Annotated in this window: 28 protein-coding genes; 24 read left to right on the top strand and 4 right to left on the bottom strand. The window is 38.5% G+C overall.

Translation table 11 applies throughout. The features are described from left to right. Window positions 1-140 precede the first annotated feature (140 nt). From MKY76_RS15910 to MKY76_RS15875, 8 genes are all read left to right on the top strand, one after another. Window positions 141-773 (top strand): O-methyltransferase, encoded by a 633-nt coding sequence (locus MKY76_RS15910; protein WP_315056865.1) that lies wholly within the window; start codon window positions 141-143, stop codon window positions 771-773. 5 nt (window positions 774-778) lie between these two features. Then, window positions 779-1,711: a peptidase U32 family protein gene (locus tag MKY76_RS15905; RefSeq protein WP_115674133.1), complete on the top strand. Its 933-nt coding sequence runs from the start codon at window positions 779-781 to the stop codon at window positions 1,709-1,711. A 14-nt stretch (window positions 1,712-1,725) separates the two neighbouring features. Then, on the top strand, window positions 1,726-3,006 hold the full coding sequence (locus MKY76_RS15900; RefSeq protein ID WP_313870173.1) for a U32 family peptidase: 1,281 nt from the start codon (window positions 1,726-1,728) through the stop codon (window positions 3,004-3,006). After that, entirely contained in the window at window positions 3,006-3,644 is a 639-nt protein-coding gene (gene udk / locus MKY76_RS15895; RefSeq protein WP_112118183.1) for a uridine kinase, read from the top strand. The genes MKY76_RS15900 and udk overlap by 1 nt, the downstream gene beginning before the upstream one ends. Before the next feature lie 175 nt (window positions 3,645-3,819). Continuing rightward, entirely contained in the window at window positions 3,820-4,308 is a 489-nt protein-coding gene (greA, locus tag MKY76_RS15890; RefSeq protein WP_016994160.1) for a transcription elongation factor GreA, read from the top strand. 143 nt (window positions 4,309-4,451) lie between these two features. Beyond that, window positions 4,452-5,111: a YrrS family protein gene (locus MKY76_RS15885; protein WP_048392147.1), complete on the top strand. Its 660-nt coding sequence runs from the start codon at window positions 4,452-4,454 to the stop codon at window positions 5,109-5,111. Between the two features lie 60 nt (window positions 5,112-5,171). Beyond that, on the top strand, window positions 5,172-5,864 hold the full coding sequence (mtnN, locus tag MKY76_RS15880; protein WP_016994157.1) for a 5'-methylthioadenosine/S-adenosylhomocysteine nucleosidase: 693 nt from the start codon (window positions 5,172-5,174) through the stop codon (window positions 5,862-5,864). Window positions 5,865-5,915: 51 nt separating this feature from the next. Beyond that, window positions 5,916-6,071: a hypothetical protein gene (locus MKY76_RS15875; RefSeq protein WP_026023469.1), complete on the top strand. Its 156-nt coding sequence runs from the start codon at window positions 5,916-5,918 to the stop codon at window positions 6,069-6,071. A 123-nt stretch (window positions 6,072-6,194) separates the two neighbouring features. On the opposite strand, the gene sigK is transcribed toward MKY76_RS15875, so the two are convergent. Together sigK and pssA are read right to left on the bottom strand one after the other, a co-directional pair. Beyond that, the gene (gene sigK, locus MKY76_RS15870; RefSeq protein WP_004226867.1) at window positions 6,195-6,902 is read right to left on the bottom strand and encodes an RNA polymerase sporulation sigma factor SigK; all 708 of its coding nucleotides are present in this window, start codon (window positions 6,900-6,902) and stop codon (window positions 6,195-6,197) included. Window positions 6,903-6,988: 86 nt separating this feature from the next. Beyond that, window positions 6,989-7,489 carry a CDP-diacylglycerol--serine O-phosphatidyltransferase gene (gene pssA, locus MKY76_RS15865; protein WP_048392670.1) on the bottom strand — a complete coding sequence of 167 codons (501 nt, stop codon included), beginning with the start codon at window positions 7,487-7,489 and terminating at the stop codon, window positions 6,989-6,991. A 136-nt stretch (window positions 7,490-7,625) separates the two neighbouring features. On the opposite strand from pssA, the gene MKY76_RS15860 reads away from it, so the two are divergent. The 12 genes from MKY76_RS15860 to MKY76_RS15805 all read left to right on the top strand — a co-directional run bounded on the left by MKY76_RS15860 (window position 7,626) and on the right by MKY76_RS15805 (window position 17,329). Next, window positions 7,626-8,408 carry a phosphatidylserine decarboxylase gene (locus tag MKY76_RS15860; RefSeq protein ID WP_048392148.1) on the top strand — a complete coding sequence of 261 codons (783 nt, stop codon included), beginning with the start codon at window positions 7,626-7,628 and terminating at the stop codon, window positions 8,406-8,408. A gap of 36 nt (window positions 8,409-8,444) precedes the next feature. Continuing rightward, a complete protein-coding gene (locus MKY76_RS15855) occupies window positions 8,445-8,966 on the top strand; it encodes a YqeG family HAD IIIA-type phosphatase (RefSeq protein WP_016994153.1) in 522 nt (173 codons plus the stop codon). Further along, window positions 8,963-10,066, top strand: a complete 1,104-nt coding sequence (gene yqeH, locus MKY76_RS15850; RefSeq protein WP_054550069.1) for a ribosome biogenesis GTPase YqeH — start codon at window positions 8,963-8,965, stop codon at window positions 10,064-10,066. Before MKY76_RS15855 ends, yqeH begins: the two co-directional genes overlap by 4 nt. A 32-nt stretch (window positions 10,067-10,098) precedes the next feature. Further along, entirely contained in the window at window positions 10,099-10,929 is an 831-nt protein-coding gene (aroE, locus tag MKY76_RS15845) for a shikimate dehydrogenase (RefSeq protein WP_054550070.1), read from the top strand. A gap of 5 nt (window positions 10,930-10,934) precedes the next feature. Then, window positions 10,935-11,237: a ribosome assembly RNA-binding protein YhbY gene (gene yhbY / locus MKY76_RS15840; RefSeq protein WP_048392151.1), complete on the top strand. Its 303-nt coding sequence runs from the start codon at window positions 10,935-10,937 to the stop codon at window positions 11,235-11,237. Window positions 11,238-11,246: 9 nt separating this feature from the next. Further along, complete coding sequence (locus tag MKY76_RS15835; RefSeq protein WP_315056890.1) at window positions 11,247-11,837, top strand: nicotinate-nucleotide adenylyltransferase; 591 nt, start codon at window positions 11,247-11,249, stop codon at window positions 11,835-11,837. Further along, window positions 11,806-12,378, top strand: a complete 573-nt coding sequence (yqeK, locus tag MKY76_RS15830) for a bis(5'-nucleosyl)-tetraphosphatase (symmetrical) YqeK (RefSeq protein WP_048392153.1) — start codon at window positions 11,806-11,808, stop codon at window positions 12,376-12,378. Before MKY76_RS15835 ends, yqeK begins: the two co-directional genes overlap by 32 nt. Continuing rightward, the gene (gene rsfS / locus MKY76_RS15825) at window positions 12,375-12,719 is read left to right on the top strand and encodes a ribosome silencing factor (RefSeq protein WP_004226890.1); all 345 of its coding nucleotides are present in this window, start codon (window positions 12,375-12,377) and stop codon (window positions 12,717-12,719) included. Before yqeK ends, rsfS begins: the two co-directional genes overlap by 4 nt. Continuing rightward, window positions 12,720-13,457: a class I SAM-dependent methyltransferase gene (locus MKY76_RS15820; protein WP_115674130.1), complete on the top strand. Its 738-nt coding sequence runs from the start codon at window positions 12,720-12,722 to the stop codon at window positions 13,455-13,457. A 279-nt stretch (window positions 13,458-13,736) separates the two neighbouring features. Beyond that, window positions 13,737-14,363, top strand: coding sequence for a helix-hairpin-helix domain-containing protein (locus tag MKY76_RS15815; RefSeq protein ID WP_315056896.1), 627 nt, complete (start codon window positions 13,737-13,739; stop codon window positions 14,361-14,363). 105 nt (window positions 14,364-14,468) lie between these two features. Continuing rightward, window positions 14,469-15,038: a ComE operon protein 2 gene (locus MKY76_RS15810; RefSeq protein ID WP_004226897.1), complete on the top strand. Its 570-nt coding sequence runs from the start codon at window positions 14,469-14,471 to the stop codon at window positions 15,036-15,038. 14 nt (window positions 15,039-15,052) lie between these two features. Beyond that, the gene (locus MKY76_RS15805; RefSeq protein WP_342556840.1) at window positions 15,053-17,329 is read left to right on the top strand and encodes a DNA internalization-related competence protein ComEC/Rec2; all 2,277 of its coding nucleotides are present in this window, start codon (window positions 15,053-15,055) and stop codon (window positions 17,327-17,329) included. Window positions 17,330-17,357: 28 nt separating this feature from the next. Here MKY76_RS15805 and MKY76_RS15800 read toward each other — a convergent pair whose 3' ends face one another. Further along, window positions 17,358-17,495 (bottom strand): YqzM family protein, encoded by a 138-nt coding sequence (locus tag MKY76_RS15800; RefSeq protein ID WP_004226902.1) that lies wholly within the window; start codon window positions 17,493-17,495, stop codon window positions 17,358-17,360. Window positions 17,496-17,660: 165 nt separating this feature from the next. Between MKY76_RS15800 and holA the strand changes: the two genes are divergently transcribed. Continuing rightward, the gene (holA, locus tag MKY76_RS15795) at window positions 17,661-18,671 is read left to right on the top strand and encodes a DNA polymerase III subunit delta (RefSeq protein ID WP_257960637.1); all 1,011 of its coding nucleotides are present in this window, start codon (window positions 17,661-17,663) and stop codon (window positions 18,669-18,671) included. A gap of 95 nt (window positions 18,672-18,766) precedes the next feature. Here the strand turns inward: holA and rpsT are convergent, their stop codons facing one another. Beyond that, complete coding sequence (gene rpsT / locus MKY76_RS15790) at window positions 18,767-19,015, bottom strand: 30S ribosomal protein S20 (protein ID WP_004226906.1); 249 nt, start codon at window positions 19,013-19,015, stop codon at window positions 18,767-18,769. 163 nt (window positions 19,016-19,178) lie between these two features. Between rpsT and gpr the strand changes: the two genes are divergently transcribed. The 3 genes from gpr to MKY76_RS15775 all read left to right on the top strand — a co-directional run bounded on the left by gpr (window position 19,179) and on the right by MKY76_RS15775 (window position 23,660). Then, a complete protein-coding gene (gene gpr / locus MKY76_RS15785) occupies window positions 19,179-20,195 on the top strand; it encodes a GPR endopeptidase (protein ID WP_048392158.1) in 1,017 nt (338 codons plus the stop codon). A gap of 120 nt (window positions 20,196-20,315) precedes the next feature. Then, window positions 20,316-21,170 (top strand): stage II sporulation protein P, encoded by an 855-nt coding sequence (spoIIP, locus tag MKY76_RS15780; RefSeq protein ID WP_225340378.1) that lies wholly within the window; start codon window positions 20,316-20,318, stop codon window positions 21,168-21,170. 594 nt (window positions 21,171-21,764) lie between these two features. Continuing rightward, entirely contained in the window at window positions 21,765-23,660 is a 1,896-nt protein-coding gene (locus MKY76_RS15775; RefSeq protein ID WP_342556839.1) for an acyltransferase family protein, read from the top strand. Window positions 23,661-23,680: the final 20 nt, after the last annotated feature.

The following is a 23,680-nucleotide window of genomic DNA, read 5'->3' as shown; positions in this document are numbered from 1 at the left end:
TTTGAGCATATCGAAGCAATTGCTCATTTTTGTATGGCAAAGTACCAAGACATCACGTTTGGTCTTTTTCTTTTTGTTGATAAATGATGAAGTACAGACAACGGCAAACGCTCGTTGCCTTTTAAATGAGGGTGGAAACAATGGAATTATCAGATGCATATATACAATCATTTATACAGCCACGTAATGAATTGCTTTTAGAAATGGAAGCATTTGCGGAGGAGCATCACGTACCGATCATGCAGCTAACAGGTATTGATGCATTAAATCAACTGTTGCGTATTCAAAATCCGTCAAAAATTTTAGAGATAGGTACAGCAATTGGTTACTCTGCTATTCGTATGGCAGAGGCATTGCCTTATGTCCAAATTGTTACAATTGAACGTGATCAAGATCGTGTAGCAAGGGCAAAAGCCTATATTAAACGGTCGACTGTATCCGATCGAATTACGGTCATTGAGGGTGACGCTTTAGAAGTGGATGACGAGGCCATTAACACAACATTCGATGCGGTCTTTATTGATGCTGCGAAGGGACAATACCAACGCTTTTTTGAAAAATATGCACCTTTAGTAAAATCAGGTGGGGTATTGTATATCGATAATATGTACATGCACGGTTTGTCTGATTTAGAGTTGAAGGATGTTCCACGTCGTAAGCGAACAATGATTCGCAATTTAAAAAACTTCACGGATTGGATTATGCAGCACCCAGATTATACAAGTGCTTTTTTACCAGTCGGTGATGGTTTATTACTATGTTTGAAGAGGTGACTACTATGAAAAAACCAGAATTGCTTGTGACACCACAATCATTAGAACATATAAAAGCACTTTTAGTCGCTGGAGCAGATGCTTTTGTTATTGGTGAACAACAATTTGGTCTACGTCTAGCAGGAGAGTTCTCCGTTGAAGAAGTAGAAGAAGCGACAAAGCTTATTCATGAAGCGGGTAAAAAGGTATATGTTGCAGTCAATGCACTTTTCCATAATGAGAAGCTAGAGGCACTTGCTGATTATTTAAATGAAATGCAACGTATCGGTGTGGACCGTTTAATCTACGGTGATCCAGCGGTTCTCATTATTCGTAGAGAGCAAGGTGTTACGATTCCGTTACATTGGAATCCAGAAACGACAGCTACAAACTGGTTTACGGCTAATTACTGGGGGAAACGTGGTGCAACGCGTGCCGTGTTAGCGCGTGAGCTTTCTCTTGATGAAGTATTAGAAATTAAAGAAAATACCGAAATGGAAATTGAAGTACAAGTACATGGCATGACATGTATGTTCCAATCAAAACGTCCATTACTTGGCCATTATTTCTTATATCAAGATAAAGTAATGGCTATTGAAAATCGCCAGGAAAATCGTAATATGTTCCTACATGATGATGAACGAAATAATAAATATCCAATATATGAAGATGTAAATGGTACACATATTTTCAGTCCAAATGATATGTGTATTATTGATGAACTAGGCGAATTATTTGAAGGTGGCATCGATGCTCTGAAAATTGAAGGTGTACTTCAAACGCCAGACTATGTAGTCGCGGTAACAGAAGCTTATCGAAAAGCGATCGATACGTATTTTGACGAATCAGAAGAGGCATATGAAGAAATAAAAGACGATTTATTAGCAAAAATTGAAGATATTCAACCAGCTATTAGACCATTAGATACGGGCTTTATCTTCAAGGAAACAGTTTACTAGGAGGGGACAATAACATGGCATTAGCGTTAGAGCAAAATGACAAAATCCGTGAGATTGTCAACGGTAAACGTGTCATTACAAAAAAACCAGAGCTACTTGCACCAGCTGGTAGCTTAGAGAAATTAAAAATAGCTGTCCATTACGGAGCAGATGCTGTATTTATCGGTGGGCGAGAGTTTGGTCTACGATCGAATGCGGATAACTTTTCAATTGAAGAGATGCGTGAAGGTGTAGAATTTGCCAATCAATATGGTGCGAAAATATATGTAACAACAAATATTTTTGCCCACAATGAAAATATGGATGGCTTAGAGCGTTATTTAAAGGATATTGAATCAGTGGGCGTAACTGGTATTATTGTAGCAGACCCGCTCATTATTGAAACATGTCGTACAGTAGCACCTAAGCTTGAAATTCACCTTTCTACTCAGCAATCATTGTCCAACTGGAAGGCCGTGCAGTACTGGAAAGAAGAAGGTTTACATCGTGTTGTATTAGCACGTGAAGTGGGCGGAGAAGAAATGAAGCTGATGAAGGAAAAGGTCGACATTGAAATTGAGGCCTTTGTTCATGGAGCAATGTGTATTGCCTACTCTGGTCGTTGCGTTCTTTCTAATCATATGACGGCTCGTGACTCAAACCGAGGGGGATGCTGCCAATCATGCCGTTGGGACTATGATCTATATGAATTAGAAGATGGGGAAGAAAAAGCACTTTTCGATGAGAGCCATGCACCATTTGCGATGAGTCCAAAAGATTTAAAATTAATTGAAGCGATTCCTCATATGATTGAGCTAGGTATCGACTCATTAAAAGTTGAAGGTCGTATGAAATCCATTCACTATGTAGCGACAGTTGTTTCTGTGTACCGTAAAGTGATTGATGCTTATTGTGCAGATCCTGATAACTTTAAAATTAAACGTGAATGGCTAGAGGAATTAGACAAATGTGCTAACCGTGATACGGCTGAAGCATTCTTCCATGATGCACCTGGCTTTGAGGAGCAGATGTTTGGTGTGCATGGTCGTAAAACAACCTATGAATTTGCTGGACTTATTTTAGAGCATGATCCAGAGACAAAAATAGTGACAATGCAACAGCGTAATTATTTTAAACCTGGTGACGAAGTAGAATTCTTTGGTCCTGAAATTGAGAATTTCCGTTTAACAATGGGTGAAATTTGGGACGAGGATGGCAACAGCCTAGATGCAGCTCGTCATCCATTACAAATTGTAAAATTTAAATGTGATACACCATTGAAGCCGCATAACATGATGCGAAAGGAGAATAACTAATGGCAGTGAAGCGCCCTGTTGTCATCGGAATCGCAGGTGGCTCATGCTCGGGAAAAACGAGTGTGACGCGCGCCATTTATGAAGTTTTCCGTGAGCATTCTGTTGTGGTAATTGAACAAGATTTTTATTATAAGGATCAAAGTCATTTAACATTTGAAGAACGCTTAGGAACTAACTATGATCATCCGTTAGCTTTCGATAATGATTTATTAATTGAGCACATAAAAAAGTTGTTAGTGCGTCAACCAATTGAAAAACCTGTGTATGATTACGTCCAGCATACAAGGGCAGAAGAAGTTATACATGTTGAACCAGTAGATGTTATTATACTAGAAGGTATTCTAGTCCTTGAGGATGCTGATTTACGTGATTTAATGGATATTAAATTATTTGTGGATACAGATTCAGATTTACGTATTATTCGCCGTATTATGCGTGATATTAAAGAGCGTGGACGTACAACGGATTCGGTGATTGAGCAGTATTTATCAGCGGTTCGACCGATGCATAATTTATTTATTGAACCAACAAAACGTTATGCTGATATCATTATTCCTGAAGGTGGGGATAATGAGGTGGCGATTGATTTAATGGTAACGAAAATTAAAACTATTCTTGAAACCGACAACGTATTGTAATAAGATAGAGTGGTATTGACAATATTTACATGCATATTTTGAAAAAGCATGCATACTATTAGGTCAAAGCGTAATTTGAAAACGTTTAAAAATAATAAAATTCGATTAAATGCATCTTCCGTGCATTTAGTCGAGTTTTATGTTTTTATATTGAAGAAACAAGGAGTGAAGGACTTTGGCAAATGAAAAACAGTACCCTATGACAGCTGAGGGAAAACGTAAATTAGAAGAAGAATTAGTAAAATTAGAAACTGAAACACGAAAAGAAATCGTTGAACGCATTAAAATAGCACGTGATTTTGGAGATCTTTCTGAAAACGCTGAGTACGATTCTGCTAAAGAAGAACAAGCCTTTTTAGAAGGTCGTATTTCAACATTAAAATCAATGATTCGCAATGCAGTGATTATTTCTGAAGACGAGACAGATAACAGTGTAGTATCACTAGGGAAAACGGTTACATTCGTAGAAATCATCAATGGTAAGCCATCAACAGATGAAGAATCTTATACAATTGTTGGTTCTGCTGAGGCAGATCCTATGGAATTCCGTATTTCGAATGAATCACCGATTGCAAAAGGTCTACTTGGTCGTGCTGAAGGTGAAGAGGTTGTCGTTCAAACACCTGGCGGCGAAATGAAAGTGAAAATTGTCTCAATTAAATAATATGTATATGTACAAGCAGTTAGCCTTTGGCTGACTGCTTGTACCATTTTTAGCGTGAAAACTATGTAGTAAAATAGTGAGTAGAATTATTTTGCAAGTGCTGTCGAACTTGATAGAATATTGCCTAGAGAGGGGGAGACATTATGAGTGAACGACAAACTCGAAGTGGTCGTCATTTGCAGCCATCTCGTAATAAAAAGCTAGATAAACTATTGAATGTTCTAATTGGTGTTGTGGTTGTACTCATTATTATCACAGCAACCTATGTGTTTAAATGGCAAGATGATGCAGATCAAGCAGTGAAAGAGGAACCCGTTCAAGAAGAACAGAGCGGTGATGATGAAAAAGAAGTAGAAAAAGAACCGACGGATGAAGAAAAAGAAGATCTTGCTGTAGAAGAAGATAAACCTTCAGAAGAAGAATCAGAACCTGAGACATCCCAGGAAGAACAAGGCACAGCAGAAGAATCAGCATCAGATAATCCTATTGTTGAGAAGGTCATCACGAATAAAAATTGGCAACCAACACCTACAACTCAAACAGGTCAGCATGTGTCTTCATATGACGACACGTCTGTAGACTGGGCTGAGAAAGTAGCAACAGTATCTACTGTGACAGGTATTGACCAAAGCAATATGATCATCTGGCGTATGCAAAATAATGGTGGTCCTAATTCATCCATTGCAACTGTTTCGACCAATGATAAATCTCAAATGTATCGTGTAAGCATGGAATGGGTTGATAATGAAGGGTGGAAGCCTGTGAAGCTAGAGCAACTAAATACATTAGAAGGCGCCTATTGACGAAAATCACTCTTTTGATTATTTTTAATAGAGTTGATAAAAGAAGGGAAGTAACAGTACATGAAAATTGCAGTAATTGGCGCAATGGAAGAGGAAGTGGAGCTTCTAAGAGCAGCATTAGACGATGCACACAGCACAACGATTGCAGGTAGTGAGTATACAACAGGAACTTTTGAAGGCAAGGAAGTCGTATTATTAAAAAGCGGTATTGGTAAAGTAAATGCTGCTATGTCTACGACAATTCTTTTACATGAGTTTAAACCAGATGTTGTCATTAATACAGGCTCTGCAGGTGGATATGATGAAGCTCTTGAGGTAGGCGCTGTCGTTATTTCTGATGAAGTTCGTCACCACGATGTGGATGTCACAATCTTTGGCTATGAAATTGGACAAATGGCTGGTATGCCAGCAGCATATAAATCAGATGAGAAATTGATGAAGGTAGCTGAGGAGGCTGTAAAGGCAGTTGGAGAGCACCAGTATGGCGTTGGTTTAATTTGCTCTGGGGATGCTTTTATGAATGATCCTGAACGTGTAGAGGCTGTTCGTCGCCATTTCCCTCAAATGAAAGCTGTAGAGATGGAAGCGGCTGCAGTTGCACAAGTTTGTTATCAATTTGCTACACCTTTTGTAGTCATTCGTGCATTATCAGATATTGCAGGTAAAGAATCGAATATTAGCTTTGATGAATTTTTACCAGTTGCTGCAAAACATTCGACACAAGTCGTATTAAAAGCAATTTCCTCACTATAAACTACACAGAATGGTCAAAATGTGTGGTTTATTCTGTGAGAAAAATCACAGTTGATACAAAAAACAAATGCTACACTGACATTAATAAATCTCTTCATAATAGAATGGGAGGCATTCATGATGTTATTTTTAACAGCAGGTGTAGTGATTATTACAACTTTAATAGGTACGTTGATTTCAGCAGAACTCTCTGAATCAGCACACTAGTATGACGGGAAAGCTCCTTTGCGACATAGTCATGTCGCAGGGGAGCTTTTTATATGCCATGAAATAGGCATATTCTTCCGTCATTGAAGGATTGAATTTTTTTCATAACCATTTTACAATATATTATTCAATAGTTTTTTGGTCTCGTTTATATAGTTGATAGAGTTTAATAAGTGCCCGTTTTTCAATGCGAGATACATAGCTACGTGAAATATTTAAGCGTGCTGCAATTTCCTTTTGCGTAAGTGCATCCTGTTGATTTAATCCATAACGGAGTGTCACAATTTCGAGCTCACGTTCATCGAGCATATGCAAATAGTGGTATAGTTGTGCTACATGCTCTTTATGCTCTAGCTTCTCTGTGGCACTTTCTTCATCACACTGAAGTAAATCGCGAATTTGCAGTGCGTTCCCATCTTTATCAGTTCCAATCGGCTCAAATAGCGAAACGTCTTTTTGCACTTTCTTTTGGGTGCGTAGATGCATTAAAATCTCATTTTCAATGCAACGAGCTGCATATGTGGCAAGTCTAGTTTTTTTATCAGGGGTATAGCTCTCAACGGCTTTCATTAGTCCAATTGTTCCAATAGAAATATAATCATCGAGTTGCTCATGTTTTGGATGGAATTTTTTAACGACATGTGCGACAAGCCTCATATTACGTTCTATTAGATCAAGACGCGCCTGCTCATCGCCACCTAAAAATCGTTCAATACAAGCAGCTTCCTCTTCTTTTGAAAAGGGTTTATGGAATGTTTGCCCCTTTAAATAGCCAAGCAACGCAGGGATTTCAAGCCATAACTGCAACATCGATGTAAAAATTCCGCTCATTGAATGATTTCATCCTTTCCCCATTTTTCGACAGTATATGTTTAAAAGCCGTGGGAAATGAAAAAAGTGCAACAGCAAATGTGCTGTTACACTTTTTTTAACGTAAATGTACTAATCATGAGTAAAGCTAAAATGGGGAAAAGGAAAAGATAAAATGCCGGATGGAACGTATAAGCTGCGAAATACGTTAAAGTTAAGAACGTACCTGCGGCTGTAATTGGTAAACCTGTGAAATAACCGTTCGCTTCGCTAATATTGAAGCGAGCTAAACGCATCGCGCCACAGACGATAAATAATACGGCCATCATCATGCCGACAAAACCAAAATCAACTAGAACAACTTCATACATTAATAATGCAGGCGCCACACCAAATGATATAATATCACTCATAGAATCTAATTGTTTACCTAATTCTGACACTTGTCCGAGCGCTCTCGCTACCTTACCATCGTAGCGATCAAGAAGAGCTGCTATAAAGATAAACAAGACACTATAGCTATAGTATTCATGTAGAGTGGCCATAATAGCCGCGCCTCCAAAGGACATATTACTAATTGTTATGAAGTTAGCTGCGTGCGATTTCATTTTCTTAACCGTGGTATCCACCAACTTGTGATAAAAAAACAAGGGGGATCACTCCTTTGCACTTAAGATATTGTACCATTATACTTCGAATGCGAAAAAATTGACAGTCTAAATTAATGGATAGGGGTTTTACTGTATGAAAGAAAAACTATATCAACGCTTGATAGAACTAACGAATGGTAAGCAATCTTCCCATCTTTTGCAGACAATAGCAAAAGCGAAGTGGAGTAAACGTATAATACCAAGCTACATGAAGTTATACGATATTAACCTTGAAGAAGTTTCAAAAAAACAACAACAATTTTCATGTTTACATGATTTTTTTACAAGAGAACTTATTGAAGAAGCTCGACCTATTGAAAAAAATCCAACTGTCTATGCCAGCCCAGTGGACGCAAAAGTGGAATCCTTTGGACGTATTGAATGGGATATGACATTTCTTGTGAAGGGTAAGCCTTATGCATTACAAGATTTACTCGGCAATACAGAACGAGCTGCACAATATGCAGACGGACATTTTATTGTTTTTTATTTAAGTCCTGCTGATTACCATCGTATCCATAGCCCGATAGATGGAGAAGTCTTACGACAATATACACTTGGTCAGAAATCTTATCCTGTGAATCAGTTAGGTCTTACATACGGTAAAAAACCAATTTCTCATAATTATCGTTTAGTGACTGAGCTGAAAGCAGCAAATAATCAGCATGTTGCATTTATCAAAGTAGGTGCAACCTTTGTGAATTCCATTGTACTTACCAATACAACAACGAAATGGCAGAAAGGGCAGGAAGTTGGTTATTTCTCATTTGGTTCCACTGTTGTGATGCTGTTTGAAAAGGATACAATTAAATTTACGGATAATGTTGTAAAAGGAAGCCCAATTCGAATGGGTGAAGCCTTTGCAAATATGCTATAATGGTCGAATAATACGTTAAGATTAGGGGTCGCTATTTTGTATAATTTTTTATTACCGAACGAATTTGTGACGAATATTTTTGAAATTACGCCGGAAAAGTTACAAGAATTAGGGATTAGAGGAATCATTACGGATTTAGATAATACGCTTGTTGAATGGGATCGTCCAGATGCAACAGAAGAGCTAATCATTTGGTTACGCATTATGAAAGAATCAGGTATTCGTGTTATTATTGCGTCAAATAACAAGGAAGCTCGTGTAAAGCATTTTGCTGAGCCGTTAGGTATCCCTTATATTCACAAGGCGAAAAAGCCACTTCGTAATGCTTTTTATAATGCACTGATTCAACTAGGCTTACGTCCAAATGAAGTAGTAATGGTAGGAGATCAACTCCTTACGGATGTAATGGGCGCAAATCGCTTAGGCTTACACACAGTGCTCGTGAAGCCTGTTGCACAATCAGATGGGCTTGTAACAAAATTGAATCGTTTCATTGAACGTCGCGTATTTAATGATTTGAAACGAAAAGGAATTATAACTTGGGAGGAACAAGAATGATTGAAATGCCAAATTGTATTGGCTGTGGTACAACAATTCAAACAGAAGATAAAACAGCAGTTGGGTATGCACCCCCATCATCATTAGAAAAGGATGTGGTCATTTGCCAGCGTTGCTTCCGTTTGAAAAATTACAATGAAATTCAACCAGTATCGTTAACAGATGACGATTTTTTACGTATTTTAAATGGTCTTGGCACACAGCAAGGCTTAATCGTAAAAATTGTTGATATATTTGATTTTAATGGAAGTTGGCTACCAGGGCTTCATCGTTTTGTAGGGAAGAATCCTGTCCTATTGATTGCCAACAAAGCTGATTTATTACCAAAGTCTGTGAAGCCAAAAAAAGTTATCAACTGGCTGAAACGTGAAGCAAAGGCTCTTGGACTACAGCCTGTCGATGTCCTATTAGTCAGTGCCCATAAAGGCAAAGGGATGGCAGAAGCAATGGAAGCCATCGATGAATATCGTAAAGGACAAAATGTATATGTTGTTGGCTGTACAAATGTTGGGAAATCTACGTTCATTAACCGAATTATTAAGCAGGCAACAGGTGAGGGTGAAGTGATTACAACCTCACATTTCCCAGGTACTACTTTAGACATGATTGATATTCCATTGGATGATGGTAGTGCATTATATGATACGCCAGGTATTATTAATCATCATCAAATGGCTCATCATATTGATGCCAGTGAATTAAAATATATTATGCCGAAAAAAGAAATTAAGCCGAAAGTGTATCAACAAAATGCTGGGCAAACTCTATTTATTGGTGCATTAGCAAGATTTGATTTTATTCAGGGTGATCGTTCTGCCTTTACCATCCATGTGGCAAATGATTTACCAATTCATCGTACAAAGCTTGAGAAGGCAGATGCGTTATATGAAGAGCATAAAGGAGAATTATTGGCACCCCCAACTGCGGACTTTATCGACCAGTTACCGCCATTGGTTCGTCACGAATTTTCCATCAAAGAAGCGAAAACAGATGTAGTATTTTCTGGGCTTGGCTGGATTACCGTTCAACATGCGAATGTAGTAGTAGCAGCTTACGCACCAAAAGGTGTACAAGTTTCAATTCGTCCTTCGCTGATCTAAATGGAGGACATAGTAGGGAGAGGGACTAGGAAATGAAGAAATGGTTTGCAGTTATGGGTGATCCAATTGAACATTCAAAATCACCTGCCATGCACAATGCTTGGTTTGAGGACATGTCAATTGATGCGACATATATTCCTTTACATGTAACGCCTGATCAATTAGAATCTGCTGTTGCTGGTTTGAAGACATTAGGGGCAAGTGGCTGGAACGTGACCATTCCTCATAAAACAGCAATCATTCCGTATCTAGACGAGCTAGATGAGCTGGCACAAAAAATGGGCGCAGTGAATACAGTCGTACGAACAACAGAAGGAAAGCTGAAAGGCTATAATACAGATGGTATTGGATTTGTTCGATCACTGGAAGAAGCCGTTGGGGTTTCTCATAAAGACAAGCCTGTATTACTTGTTGGTGCTGGAGGTGCTGCTCGAGGCATTGCCTTTGCTATGCAGCAACAAGGCTATCGTCATGTAACCATCGCCAATCGTACGGTGACGAATGCACAAATGATTATTGATGAAATGGGTATGGGACGTGCCATTTCATTACAACAAGCGGAAGAAACGCTAGCTGATTTCAGCATTATTGTGCAAATGACATCAGCTGGCCTTTCCACGGGCAATTTTTCAATGCCATTTTCATTAGATCGGCTGATGAAAGAAGCAATTGTTGCGGATATTGTGTATAATCCATTAATGACGCCTTTTTTACAAGCGGCTGAAGAAAAAGGAGCAACGATTGTCACTGGCTTAGGAATGTTTGTCCATCAAGGAGCCATCGCTTTTGAACACTGGTTAGGAAACTATCCAAATACAAATTCAATGATTGCGCAATTGAAGGCGCAATTAGGAGGAAACTAATTTTTATGTTAACAGGTAAACAGAAACGTTTTTTACGTGCAGAAGCACACCATTTAACACCTATTTTCCAAGTGGGAAAAGGTGGCGTTAATGATGAAATGACAAAGCAAATTCGCGAGGCATTAGAAGTACGTGAATTGATTAAAGTACGTATTTTAGATAACTGTGAAGAGGATAAACATGAAGTCGCAGAAGCATTAGCCACAGGCGCTCATGCGGAGCTTGTCCAATTAATCGGTCTGACAGTTGTTTTATATAAAGAGTCACGCAATCATAAAAAGATTGTATTACCAAAAGTAACGAAATAAGGTGAAACGATGAAAAGGGTCGGTTTACTTGGAGGTACATTTAACCCACCACATATGGGTCATCTTTTAATGGCAAATGAAGTATTTCATGCGCTAGAACTTGATGAAATCCGCTTTATGCCTAATGCCATCCCACCACATAAGCATGCACGTTTTGATGCTAGTAATGTTGAACGACTTGAAATGGTAAAACGTGCGATTCGTCCATTTCCTTATTTTTCAGTAGAGTCGTATGAGCTTGAGAAGGGTGGCGTATCCTATTCCTATGAGACACTTTCTACATTGTGTAGAAGAGAGCCGAATGTGAAATTTTACTTTATCATCGGTGGCGATATGATTGATTCGCTACATACATGGCATTGTATAGATGATTTAGTGAAACTTGTTCAGTTTGTCGGAGTAAAGCGTCCAAGGACAGCCGCGGCAACAGAGTACCCTATACGTATGGTGGAAATACCTCAAATCGATTTATCGTCCACACTGATTCGTGAACGCCTGGCTACAGGAGGAACGGTGACATTTCTACTACCAGAAGCTGTAGAGACGTTCATACGAGAGGAAGGTCTTTATGGAACGCGAACAGTATTTAGCGGCGATTAAGCCAAGAATGCCTGAAAAACGTTATATTCATACAGTCGGAGTGATGGAAACGGCCATCAACCTAGCTCATAAATATGGCGAGGACGTAAAAAAAGCTGAAACAGCAGCTATCCTCCATGATATTGCTAAATATGCTGATATTGAGTGGATGGAAAATATCGTTCGTGATGAAAAATTAGATGAAAGACTAATTGGATGGGGTAGTGAATTACTACATGGTCCAGTAGGTGCATATATAGCACAAAGTGAGTTTGGTATCACAGACGAAGAGCTGTTGAATGCTATTCGTTTCCATACAACTGGGCGGGCTAATATGAGCCGTTTAGAAAAAATTATTTTTGTCGCAGATATGATTGAACCGAACCGTCGATTTGATGGAGTTGATCGTCTGCGCAAAAAAGCACAAAAAAATTTGGATAAGGCGATGAGTGCATGTGTACGCCATACTTTGGCATTTTTAATTGACACAAAGCAGCCGATTTATCCTTTATCTATAGAATGTTATAACGATATGATGAACAGAGAGGATAGTGAAGGATGACTTCAACTTTATTACAAGCAGCGTACAAAGCAATTGACGACAAACATGGTGAGGATATTGTCGTTTTAAATATGCAAGGAATTTCCCTATTAGCAGATTATTTTATCATTGCTCATGGTAACTCAGATCGCCAAGTGCAAGCCATTGCACGCGAATTACAGGATGTAGCTGAACAACAAGGCTATGAAATTCGCCGTGTCGAAGGATTTGATGGAGCTCGTTGGGTACTAGTTGACCTAGGCGATGTTGTGGCACATGTATTCCATAAGGATGAGCGTGCTTATTATAATTTAGAGCGTCTTTGGGGCGATGCACCGCAACTAGACATGCCAGAGGCCTAAGTGAGTTACGAACGCTTTGCTCATGTCTATGATGAGCTGCAAACGGATATTCCTTACAATCTTTATGTAGATTGGGTTGTACAGCATGCACCAAGCAGCCAGTACCCAAAACTGTTGGATATTGGTTGTGGCACTGGTGTACTTAGCTTGTTATTTGCAAAGTCTGGTTATCAAGTCAGTGGAATCGATTTATCAGAAGAGATGCTGTCCATTGCCGCAGAACGCTTTGCTGGTGCAGGCTACCATGCACCATTATACTGTATGTCTATGGTCGAACTAGATGGCTTTGAGGAAATCGATGTTGTCACAATCACAATTGATTCCTTGAATTATGTGGTAGAGGAGCACTCTGTTTATACGACATTAGAACGTATCTATGCGGCGTTGCGTGATGGAGGTCAGCTGTTTTTTGATGTCCACTCGTTATTTAAAATGAATGAGATTTTTTTAGATGGTCCGTTCACATATGATGATGGTGACATTAGTTATATATGGCATACGGAGCCTGCCGACTTTGAACATTCGGTTATTCATCAAATGACCTTTTATGTACGAGATGACGCAAGTGAATTATATGAACGCTTTGATGAGGAGCACGTGCAACGTACTTACACTATCGAGCAGTATATGGCTTGGTTGCATGCCATCGGTTTTAGTCATGTGGAAATTACAGCAGACTTTACAGATGAGGCACCTGATGAGGAAAGTGAACGCATTTTTATTCGTGCGCTGAAATAAAGAAAAGGGAGCTACACTGTGTAATACGCAGTGTGGCTTTTTTGATGGATAGAAAAGCTAAAGTAGTGGATAGAAAGATTAAAGTAGCGGATAGAACACTTGAACAGGCGGATAAAGAGGCTAAATTGTCGGATAAAACTGGATATAACTAAGAGGATAGCTCTCTTCAACAGGTAAATTGAAACTTCTGACGTTTTTTTATCATTTTCAACCACCCATCCATAGTGTAAGATATATATAACTCCATATGATGACCTTTCGCAAGGAAAGGATGGTACTGTGCTACAATCTTTATGGCAAAAGTACAAAAAAAGTATGTTATTCCCCAGCATACTAGTCGTCAGTGGACTTTGTTACTTCTATTTTTCGAGTTCTGACTCTTCACCTCCCCAAGAAGAGCTCATCGAAACAATCCAACCTATTGAAGAAAAAAATTTGAGTGAATCTGCTGAGGAAGCGGTTTTGCAGCAGGTATTTGTGGAAATAAAGGGTGCTGTAATGTATCCAGGCGTTTATGAACTTGAGCAAGACCAACGTATAAAAGATGTTGTACAGCTTGCTGGTGGCTATACAGAGAATGCTGACACACAATTTATCAATCATGCCCAAAAGGTACAGGATGAAATGGTAATCTATATTCCTATCAAAGGCGAACAGCTAGAGGAAGGAGCCTCTTCTCTGTTAACGCTACCTACTGAGACTAATAAGGAGCAAAAGATTAATATCAATAAAGCTGATGTAGCAACGTTAGCAACATTGCCAGGAATCGGTCCTTCTAAAGCACAAAGTATCCTTACGTATCGAGAGGAAAATGGGCAGTTTCAAACCATAGATGACTTAAAAAATGTTAGTGGTATTGGTGATAAAACATTTGAAAAGCTAAAGGATGCGATTACTGTAAAGTAATGCTTTTACAGGATGGTATATTGACGCCCCTTTTCTAAAAGGGCTACACTGTAGTAGAAAAGCAAGAGAAAGTTAATTAGTTAGACAATTTTTGGAGGTAGTCATATGGAGCGAATTACTTGGGATCAATTTTTTATGGCACAAAGCCATTTACTCGCATTACGTAGTACATGTACAAGACTAGCTGTAGGAGCAACTGTTGTACGGGACAAACGCATCATTGCAGGTGGTTATAACGGTTCCATTACAGGGGACGAGCATTGTATCGAAAAAGGGTGCTATGTGGTTGATAATCATTGCGTCCGTACCGTGCATGCTGAAATGAATGCCTTACTGCAATGTGCTAAATATGGAACACCGACAAAAGGTGCTGATTTGTATGTAACACATTTTCCATGTTTACCATGTACAAAATCTATCATTCAAGCTGGCATAGAACGTGTGTATTACGCAACGGATTATAAAAATAATCCATATGCACAGGAGTTATTTGCAAAAGCTGGAGTGGAAGTAGTTCATGTACCCTTTGATGAACGTAAAATTGATTTTTTACGAGATGACAAACTAGCTTTGTATACAGAAATGCTGCACGAGCTTCGCGAGAGTGGGGTATCTGCTGAAAAATTGCTCCCATATGAACAGAAGGTGAGTGCATTATTTGGCATCAAGCTTTAAAGCATAGATGGATTATGGTAGCTCTTGCTGTATTGATAGCTGCTATTGCAGTATACAAATCAGCATGGCTACTCATTTTTTTACTGCTACTAGTCCTGTGGCTCACCATAAAAGGTGAGTCACGTTTTCTTGCAATTTTTGTGCTAACTAGTGGTCTACTAACTTATTTTTTCCTTTCTATCAATCATCTGACGGAACCTTCCCCTTTACCGTCAACCTTCCCTATAACTTGGTCAAGTGACTATAAAATAAACGGGCAAAAACTCCGTGGGTTTGCTACAACAACAAATGGCCAAAAACTTTACGTAGTTTATACCTTTTCCTCGGAACAAGAGAAAAATTTTTATGAAAATACCTCATTAACTGGAATGACGTATTCTGCAAAAGGTGAACTCGTGACTCCCTCTCCATCTGCCCATGCTTATGCCTTTTCCATGTCAAACTATTTAACGAGCAAAGGAGCAACAGGCGTTGTTGAAATCACGAATTGGCATTATGTAGGAAAACGAACCTCCATCTTCACTATTCTTGCCGAAGTAAGACACAAAATGAAAAAGCATATAGAGAGGACTTTTCCAAAATCACTTGTAGCAGAGGCTCAAGCACTTTTAATAGGGGTGCAAGATCAGATGGAGGATGAACTGCAGCGTGCCTATCAAAAGCTTGGTATTACCCATTTATTTGCGATTTCTGGGCTACATGTCGCGCTGATGTCTTGGCTCTTTTTTGAAGGATTACTTAGAATAAGAGTTCGCAAGGAAATGGCTACTGTCGTGCTATTGATCCTCTTACCGGTTTATGGAGTCATTGCAGGGGGAGCACCTTCCGTATGGCGTGCTGTTTCTGTAGTAGAATTGATGATGTTACTGCGCTTTTTTAAGTGGGTTCTTTCGATCGATGATGCATTAGCTATTAGCTTTATAGGCTTTGTTTTGCTTGAGCCAGGTGTTATTTTCCAAATTGGTTTCCAGCTATCCTATTTAGCAACCGCTAGTCTTCTTTATTCTGGTATTATTTTTAAGCAGACAAGAACTTGGCTAGGTCGTTCTTTTTTTATCACATTCGTGTGCCAACTGCTCGTTTACCCACTATTACTCCATCATTTTTATGAATTATCTTTATCCTCGTTTTTTGTCAATATTGTTTTTGTTCCACTGTTTTCCTTTATTATATTACCCTTTAACATGATTGCCTTTGTGCTATCTTATCTTTCTTTACCATTTGCTAATGTCCTATTTGCTGGCTATGAACCACTACGTAATTGGCTGACCGAAGTAATCTTTTATATGCAAGAGCTTCCTTGGCAATTATGGTCACCAGGCAAACCATCTATTTGGCTAAGTTGCGTGGCGATGTTAAGTGTTTTAGTAAGTTTCTATTATTTGGAAATAAAAAGGTTCAGGAAAGCTATTTTGATCCTTGTCATCCCTGTTATTTGGATTCATTTAGCACCCATGTTGTATAACGCAACAAAGATTACCTTTTTAAATGTAGGACAAGGAGATAGTATTGTCATTGAATTGCCTTTTAGACGTGCTGTCTATGTTATAGATACAGGTGGAGTATTGCGCTTTGAGCAGGCATCGTGGAAGAAAGCAGATAGTCCTTATGAGGTAGGGAAGCAAGTCGTGGTCCCATTTTTAAAAGGCAAGGGTATACGAACTATCGATATTTTTATTGCTTCGCATGCAGACGCAGATCATATTGAGGGAGCAGAGGAAGTCTTACATGAGATTAACATGAAGGAAATACACGTTACACCTGGTTCATTGAATGAGCCTTTAATGGATGATTTATTGCGAGAAGCAAATAAGCGACATATTCCTATTAAAGAAAAAATGAAGGGGACATCGTGGCATGTAGGGGATACAGATTTTTATTACTTATGGCCTGATGACGCCTTGTATGAGGGAAATGATGATTCTCTTGTCCTGTACATGCAGCAAAAGGCGTTTACAGCGTTATTTACAGGGGATTTGGAGCAATATGGCGAACAACAGCTGATCAAGCGTTATGGACCTTTATTGGCCAATCTCACATTGCTGAAGGCAGGGCATCATGGGAGTAAGACATCAAGCACAGAAGCTTTTGTCGAGCTGCTACAGCCCCAATTAACGGTTTTTAGTGCAGGTCTCCATAATCGTTATGGTCATCCACATGAAGAAGTAGTACAACGTTTTGTCAGTAGAGATTTAGTGACATGGACAACAGGGGTGAATGGATCAATCGAAATACGTATTCGTGATAATCGCTGGTCCGTTAGCGTAAATGAAAAGGGCCTTGTCCAATGACCAAGGCCCTTCTCCTGCATAAGTCCAATTACTGTGATACAAATTCTACTATAGTTGCAATAATAAACATAAGCGTGAAAACGCCAAATGATACACCGAAGCCAACACCAGAATCGATGGCATCGTTACGTCGACATTGTATGTTTTTTCCTTCAAATGGATTCATTGTTATCCCTCCAATTCTGTTATTTATTATAAGACAACATGGTCATAAAAGCTATATCGAAAAGGTGATTTCCCCGTCTGGCAAGGAATCGACACAATTCGGTCAAAGACACAAAGGACTATGAAATCATGTATACTAATAGTATTGCTAGATGGAGGGGAAATTATGATTTCAACGGTTTGGAATACAATAAAAAAAGGTGAGCTTGCACCAGTATATTTGCTTGTTGGTGAAGAAAGCTATTTTATAGATGAAACCATTAAACGTTTAAAAGAGGCATTGGGTCCAGAAGAAGATCTGGAGATGTCGACATTTGATTTAGAAGAAGTACCAGTAGATGCAGTCATGGATGAAGCAGATACCATTCCTTTTTTCTCAGAACGTAAGCTTATTATTGCTAAAAATGCTTCGTTTTTAAAAGCAACCGAGAAAGGGAAGGAAAAAATCGATCATGATGTGAAACGATTGGAAACATGGTTGTCGAATCCTTCTGATTTTTCCGTAACGGTTTTTATTGCTCCTTATGAAAAATTGGATGAGCGCAAAAAAGTGACTAAAATGATGAAAGAGCATGCATTATTTGTACAAGCAGAAACACCAAAAGAGCAGGATTTAGCCGTATGGATTCAAGGCATTGTCAAAACACAAGGTAATAGCATTACACAAGATGCTATTGAATTGCTTGTTACGATGGTCGGAGCCAACATGCTACAATTACAGATGGAAATTGACAAGCTAACCCTTTATTTAGGTGAAGGTGGCGAAATTACAACTTCTTTAGTGGAGGATTTGGTGGCAAAAACATTAGAGCAAGATGCCTTTAAAATGCTTAACGCATATTTGGCAAATGACTCTGTCGGAGCCTTGTCTATCTATCATGATTTATTGCGACAAAAACAAGAACCTATTATGTTAGTGGGCTTGCTAGCATCCAATGTTCGTACCATGTCAAATGTTTTTTATTTATTGAAAAAAGGTTATCACCCTCAACAAATCGCTAAAAATTTAAAAATTCATCCGTATCGCGTCAAACTTATGATTGAGCAACGGCATCGGCCTTCAGAAGAAAATTTGCTACGGGCATTATATCAATTAGCAGAGGTTGATTTACAGCTAAAATCGTCTGGTGGAAATCGAGAGCGCTATCTAGAGCTATTTTTATTGCGCCAACTATAGGCAAAGAAAGCTGTCCAATAAGGGCAGCTTTTTATGTTCTCTATAAAATTAAAAAGATCAGCTACTCCTAATAGAGTATCTGATCCTTTAAACAATTACGCTTTTTTAGCAAGGCGAGACTTTTTACGAGCCGCCGCGTTTTTGTGGATAAGTCCTTTTGAAGCTGCTTTATCTAAAGATTTGAAAGCTGCTTGTAAAAGTTCTTGTTTGTTTTCAGCGTTAGCAGCAACAGCGTTTTCAGCTTTTTTCACTGTAGTACGCATTGCAGATTTAGCTTGAGAATTAGCAATGTTAGCTTTTTCGTTAACTTTTACGCGTTTAATCGCAGATTTAATGTTTGGCATATATTTCACCTCCTAAATTAGGTACGAGATGATATCTTCTCATTGATTTCTTGTGTCAATACAACAAAAATCATTTTAACAAACGCTTGGCCAAATTGCAATAGATAAATGCAAAGAATATTTACTTGACAGTTTGAACAAACTACAGCTTGAGGTGAACTGTATGCAAAATTTTAATTGGCAACGAACAGATTTAATCGATGAATCAGAAGAGGTAGTTGTCCATCAGACCAAAGAGCAAAAAGAAAAGCTTGAACAATCAAGTGGCATTCAAATTGAAGATCGGAATGCTGGTAGAGTAAAAATTACAGATGTTCTTGTAGATGCTGAAGGGGAAAAGCAAATTGGTAAAAAAGAAGGGCAATATATTACCCTTTCTGTCCCGACACTAACATTAGAAGATCAAGAAGGCTTTGCACAACTTGAAAAAGAATTGCTTGTAAATTTCAAAAAAATGCATGACGCACTTTCTTGGCAAGAAGACGATAAAATTTTAATAGTCGGTTTAGGAAATCGCACTATTACACCCGATGCAATAGGTCCCTATTTAATTGACCATTTGCATAGTTTAGATGTCATTGATGAAAAATTTGTCATGTATGCTCCTGGTGTAACAGGACAAACAGGCTACGAAACTGGTGAGTTTGTGGCTGCTATTGCTGAACGTTTGCAACCGAAATTAATCATTGTAGTAGATGCACTTGCTACAAGAGCGAGTAATCGACTCTGTAAAACGATTCAATTAACAGATACAGGCATACATCCAGGTTCAGGAGTAGGCAATCAACGGCAAGAGATTTCCTATGAGATGCTTGGCATTCCCGTAACAGCAATAGGGATCCCTACTGTAGTAGATGCACCTGTATTAATTGCGGATGCGGTAGAAACTATGCTCCGTTCGATAGCTGCTCGCGTGGCTGAACGCAGTAAACCGTCATCGAAGCTTTCATTATCCTCATGGCAACCAGATATCAACAAGGAACTGGATATGACATTAGTACAACCTATATTTGGAGAATGGGCGACATGGACGAAGGAGGAGCGGCAGCAGCTGTTTGAGGAAACCTTCGCTGGCTCCCACACACAACTGATGGTTACACCAAAAGAAGCAGACTATTGGATTGATCGCTATGCAAAATTAGTGGCTTCTATGCTAATGAATTGGGCAAGTGATTTATAAAATAATGAAGAAACAGCGCTTAGAGTAGTCCTTCTAAAACACGTTTATTTATGCGTAAAACAAGAAATTTATTTTCGTTCTAATTAACATCCCCTCTCCATACGATATGGGGAGGAGGGTGTGACTTTGCTAAAAAAACTACAATGGTCATTTGGTATATTATTGTTCTTTTTCGTATTACCTGTCATTGCTGGGCAACTTCCGTTCAACAAGCAAGCATCGACTCCGATCAAACAATCAGAAGATAAGCAAGTCGTGTTTGCTGCTACCAATTTAGCTGAACAAAGTGTACTGGAACAAACGAAAGAACCTGAACCAGATCAAGCCCTAGACCCGGACCCATTTAAAGTGTTAGTGTTATTTACCCATACGCATGAAGCATATGAACCTATGGTGAAAGCAGTGAGTGGTAAGGTAGCGACTTCTCATGAAACGGTCAATATTATGAGCCTGAAGGATAAGATTGTGAATCATTTTAATGTAAATGGTTTAAAGACGGATGTTCTTGATGTAGATATTATGAAGAAATTACAAGAAGAAGGTAAAGGCTATCATGAATCTTATAATGTGATGAGGCCATATTTAAGTAAGCATTTAGAAACAAATAATTATGATTTAATAGTTGATTTACATCGTGACTCATTAAAACATGATCTTACAACGATCTCATATAATGGGGAAAATTATGCGAAAATCGCTATTGTTGTTGGGGCAGAACATGCTAATTACCGCTGGAATACAGCCTATGCTGAAAGTTTATCATCCACACTAAATGCCATCGTTCCAAAAATTTCCAAAGGGGTTATTTCTAAAAGTGGTGATGGGGTTGATGGGCGATACAATCAGGATTTAGCAAAGCAAATGATGATTATTGAGATTGGTGGAATTGGTAATACTGAGGAAGAGGTTAATCGTACGATTGCTGTAATTGGTAAGGCAATATCAAAAGCGTTTGTCAATGATTCAACAAAATAGACCAATCATATTAAAAAGTGGGACTCTTTGTGGGCTCACTTTTTTAATATTGTATGATAATAAAATTTCCAGATATAATTCTCATTAATTGTCTTTCCATTGCTCCATTCTTGTCTTATAATTTTCAAGTTGGCTCGCGAATTTCATGATAAAACGTTAAATGAAGGCATATGCAAATAAAGCAAACTTACTTTTGGAGTATATACCATTTTTGGGAATGCCTCTATAGCAAATATACATATGAATTTTTAGAAGACTAAAAATGATAACGTTTCATTTTTCTCTCAAACTTTTATCGTATTTCAATCGTCAAACATATAAGTGAATAAGCAAAAATAATAGAGAGGGGATGGTTATCAATCCAAAAGGTTCTATTACGTGACAACAGGTTTTATCTTGATGCAGAAGGGAATACCTTCAAAAAGCGATACTCCTTGTAGCATTTGGATGTAACTAACATCATATAACCAAAGCCGTGTGCGGTTATTACAGATTGTGACAGCGCTTTTAGATTGACTTCTACTTTGTACAGCTAGAAAAAACCAACACATTATACCGAAACGAAATTGAGAGATTATTGAAGGAAGGAATAGTATGTCAGGCAAGTCATTAAATCATCGTTATATTCCTGGACTAGACGGGATTCGAGCATTGGCTGTATTAGCAGTTATTGCTTATCATTTTAACTTCAGTTGGGCTAGAGGTGGCTTTTTAGGAGTAGATATCTTCTTTGTATTATCGGGCTATTTAATCACCTCTACCATCTTACCTTTAAAGGGCAATCAATTAACAGTCAGCCTAAAGAAATTTTGGGTGGGACGATTTAGAAGGCTACTACCAGCTGCCTACGTTATGATTGTTACATCATTTGTTTGGGCAATGCTCTTTCATAAAGAGCTTCTCCATACTTTGCGCGGGGATGCATTGTCCTCCATTTTTTATTCAAGTAATTGGTGGTTCATTTTTCATAAACTCTCTTATTTTGATAGTTTCGGTTCTCCATCACCTTTAAAAAACCTATGGTCATTAGCTATTGAAGAACAATTTTACTTGATATGGCCATTGCTCTTAATGATTGGACTTTTTGTTGTTAAAAAACAAAATAAACTAGCAAATATCATCTTTTGTGGTGCCCTTTGTTCAGCATTCGTAATGGCATTACTCTATCAGCCAGGCGCTGATCCTAGTCGTGTTTATTATGGAACGGACACACGTTGTTTTGAATTATTAATAGGCTGTTGGCTAGCACTTGTTTGGCCAATGAAACGACTATCTTCTCAAAAATTATCAGCGAACCATGTGAAGAAACTAAATATTATGAGTTTCATTGCACTTACTATTTTTTTAGTAAGCATAGTGTATGTGGATGAATATCAATCCTTTCTTTATAGAGGAGGCATGTTTTTATTTTGCTTGAATGCTGCCGTTTTGATTGCATGTATTTCTCATCCGGTCAGCATACTAGGAAAAATATTAGCATGGAAGCCATTATGTTGGATAGGCTCTCGTTCCTACGGCATTTATCTATGGCATTATCCTGTCATGGTTTTAGGGACACCCATTCATGAAATTGGTAATCCTTCCTATTGGCGAATATTCCTGCAGCTTTTACTAATCCTGATGATTGCAGAGCTATCCTATCGCTTCATTGAGATGCCCATCCGGAAAGAAGGGTTCCGAGTCTATTGTCAAAAATATCTGATTTGTAATAAAAACAAGTGGGGAAGCCTTACTTTTCCACGAAAAATATCAACGGTTATGGTTCCTCTTTTTCTGCTTGTATTTTTCACAGGCATGACAGGTGTAGTGGGTGAAAGTCAGCAAAACCCATCTAAAACGCTGCCAACAACGATAAAAATTAATGGCGAAGAGCCTACAGCCAATCTGAACAAGCAGGACAAACAAGCTGAAGCCTCTACCGACAAGCCTTCTCAAAGTAAGGATGAGGGAGTAGAAGATGTTCAAAAGATAGAAACACCTAAGCAAGAAGAAAATAACACCATTATAGAGCCTGAAAAGGATGAGTTTTATCGTGGCATACTAGCCATTGGTGACTCCCTAATGATTGATATTGCACCGAGCTTACATAATATGTATCCGACTATTACAATCGATGGAAAAATAGGCCGTCAAGTTTCGCAAGCTGTAAAACTTGCACCAAATTATGCAAGTTTTAATCAACCTAATCATGCTGTCATTCTACAATTGGGGACAAATGGTTATTTTACGACTGACCAAATGGATGCACTCCTTGAAGCTTTTTCAAATGCCGATATTTATCTAGTGAATACACGTGTGCCGCGATCTTGGGAAGCAAAGGTGAATGAAGCTTTACTGCAAAAAGCACAGGAACATGAGCGAATAACACTAATTGACTGGCATGCAGCAGCAATCAATCACCCTGAATACTTTGCCCCTGACGGTGTACATTTAGAGAAAAAAGGGATAGAAGTTTTAACAAAGCTCATTCAACAAGCCTTAAATAAATAAAATAAAAAAGGTCAGTATAC

This window comes from Lysinibacillus sp. FSL P4-0201, from assembly GCF_038593425.1.
Lineage (GTDB): Bacteria > Bacillota > Bacilli > Bacillales_A > Planococcaceae > Lysinibacillus > Lysinibacillus capsici.
The sequence above is the reverse complement of the archived record's forward strand: the minus strand, read 5'-3'. Positions and strand labels throughout refer to the sequence as shown.

What these genes read in the sequence shown, in the direction of transcription:
- rsfS (WP_004226890.1), top strand. Translation starts at nt 12,375, where the DNA reads ATGACTTCAACTTTATTACAAGCAGCGTACAAAGCAATTGACGACAAA.
- MKY76_RS15800 (WP_004226902.1), bottom strand. Translation starts at nt 17,495, where the DNA reads ATGAATCCATTTGAAGGAAAAAACATACAATGTCGACGTAACGATGCC.
- mtnN (WP_016994157.1), top strand. Translation starts at nt 5,172, where the DNA reads ATGAAAATTGCAGTAATTGGCGCAATGGAAGAGGAAGTGGAGCTTCTA.
- MKY76_RS15805 (WP_342556840.1), top strand. Translation starts at nt 15,053, where the DNA reads ATGGTAGCTCTTGCTGTATTGATAGCTGCTATTGCAGTATACAAATCA.
- MKY76_RS15860 (WP_048392148.1), top strand. Translation starts at nt 7,626, where the DNA reads ATGAAAGAAAAACTATATCAACGCTTGATAGAACTAACGAATGGTAAG.
- pssA (WP_048392670.1), bottom strand. Translation starts at nt 7,489, where the DNA reads ATGAAATCGCACGCAGCTAACTTCATAACAATTAGTAATATGTCCTTT.
- MKY76_RS15900 (WP_313870173.1), top strand. Translation starts at nt 1,726, where the DNA reads ATGGCATTAGCGTTAGAGCAAAATGACAAAATCCGTGAGATTGTCAAC.
- holA (WP_257960637.1), top strand. Translation starts at nt 17,661, where the DNA reads ATGATTTCAACGGTTTGGAATACAATAAAAAAAGGTGAGCTTGCACCA.
- MKY76_RS15910 (WP_315056865.1), top strand. Translation starts at nt 141, where the DNA reads ATGGAATTATCAGATGCATATATACAATCATTTATACAGCCACGTAAT.
- rpsT (WP_004226906.1), bottom strand. Translation starts at nt 19,015, where the DNA reads ATGCCAAACATTAAATCTGCGATTAAACGCGTAAAAGTTAACGAAAAA.
- MKY76_RS15835 (WP_315056890.1), top strand. Translation starts at nt 11,247, where the DNA reads ATGAAAAGGGTCGGTTTACTTGGAGGTACATTTAACCCACCACATATG.
- MKY76_RS15885 (WP_048392147.1), top strand. Translation starts at nt 4,452, where the DNA reads ATGAGTGAACGACAAACTCGAAGTGGTCGTCATTTGCAGCCATCTCGT.
- MKY76_RS15775 (WP_342556839.1), top strand. Translation starts at nt 21,765, where the DNA reads ATGTCAGGCAAGTCATTAAATCATCGTTATATTCCTGGACTAGACGGG.
- gpr (WP_048392158.1), top strand. Translation starts at nt 19,179, where the DNA reads ATGCAAAATTTTAATTGGCAACGAACAGATTTAATCGATGAATCAGAA.
- aroE (WP_054550070.1), top strand. Translation starts at nt 10,099, where the DNA reads ATGAAGAAATGGTTTGCAGTTATGGGTGATCCAATTGAACATTCAAAA.
- udk (WP_112118183.1), top strand. Translation starts at nt 3,006, where the DNA reads ATGGCAGTGAAGCGCCCTGTTGTCATCGGAATCGCAGGTGGCTCATGC.
- MKY76_RS15905 (WP_115674133.1), top strand. Translation starts at nt 779, where the DNA reads ATGAAAAAACCAGAATTGCTTGTGACACCACAATCATTAGAACATATA.
- sigK (WP_004226867.1), bottom strand. Translation starts at nt 6,902, where the DNA reads ATGAGCGGAATTTTTACATCGATGTTGCAGTTATGGCTTGAAATCCCT.
- yqeK (WP_048392153.1), top strand. Translation starts at nt 11,806, where the DNA reads ATGGAACGCGAACAGTATTTAGCGGCGATTAAGCCAAGAATGCCTGAA.
- yqeH (WP_054550069.1), top strand. Translation starts at nt 8,963, where the DNA reads ATGATTGAAATGCCAAATTGTATTGGCTGTGGTACAACAATTCAAACA.
- MKY76_RS15810 (WP_004226897.1), top strand. Translation starts at nt 14,469, where the DNA reads ATGGAGCGAATTACTTGGGATCAATTTTTTATGGCACAAAGCCATTTA.
- yhbY (WP_048392151.1), top strand. Translation starts at nt 10,935, where the DNA reads ATGTTAACAGGTAAACAGAAACGTTTTTTACGTGCAGAAGCACACCAT.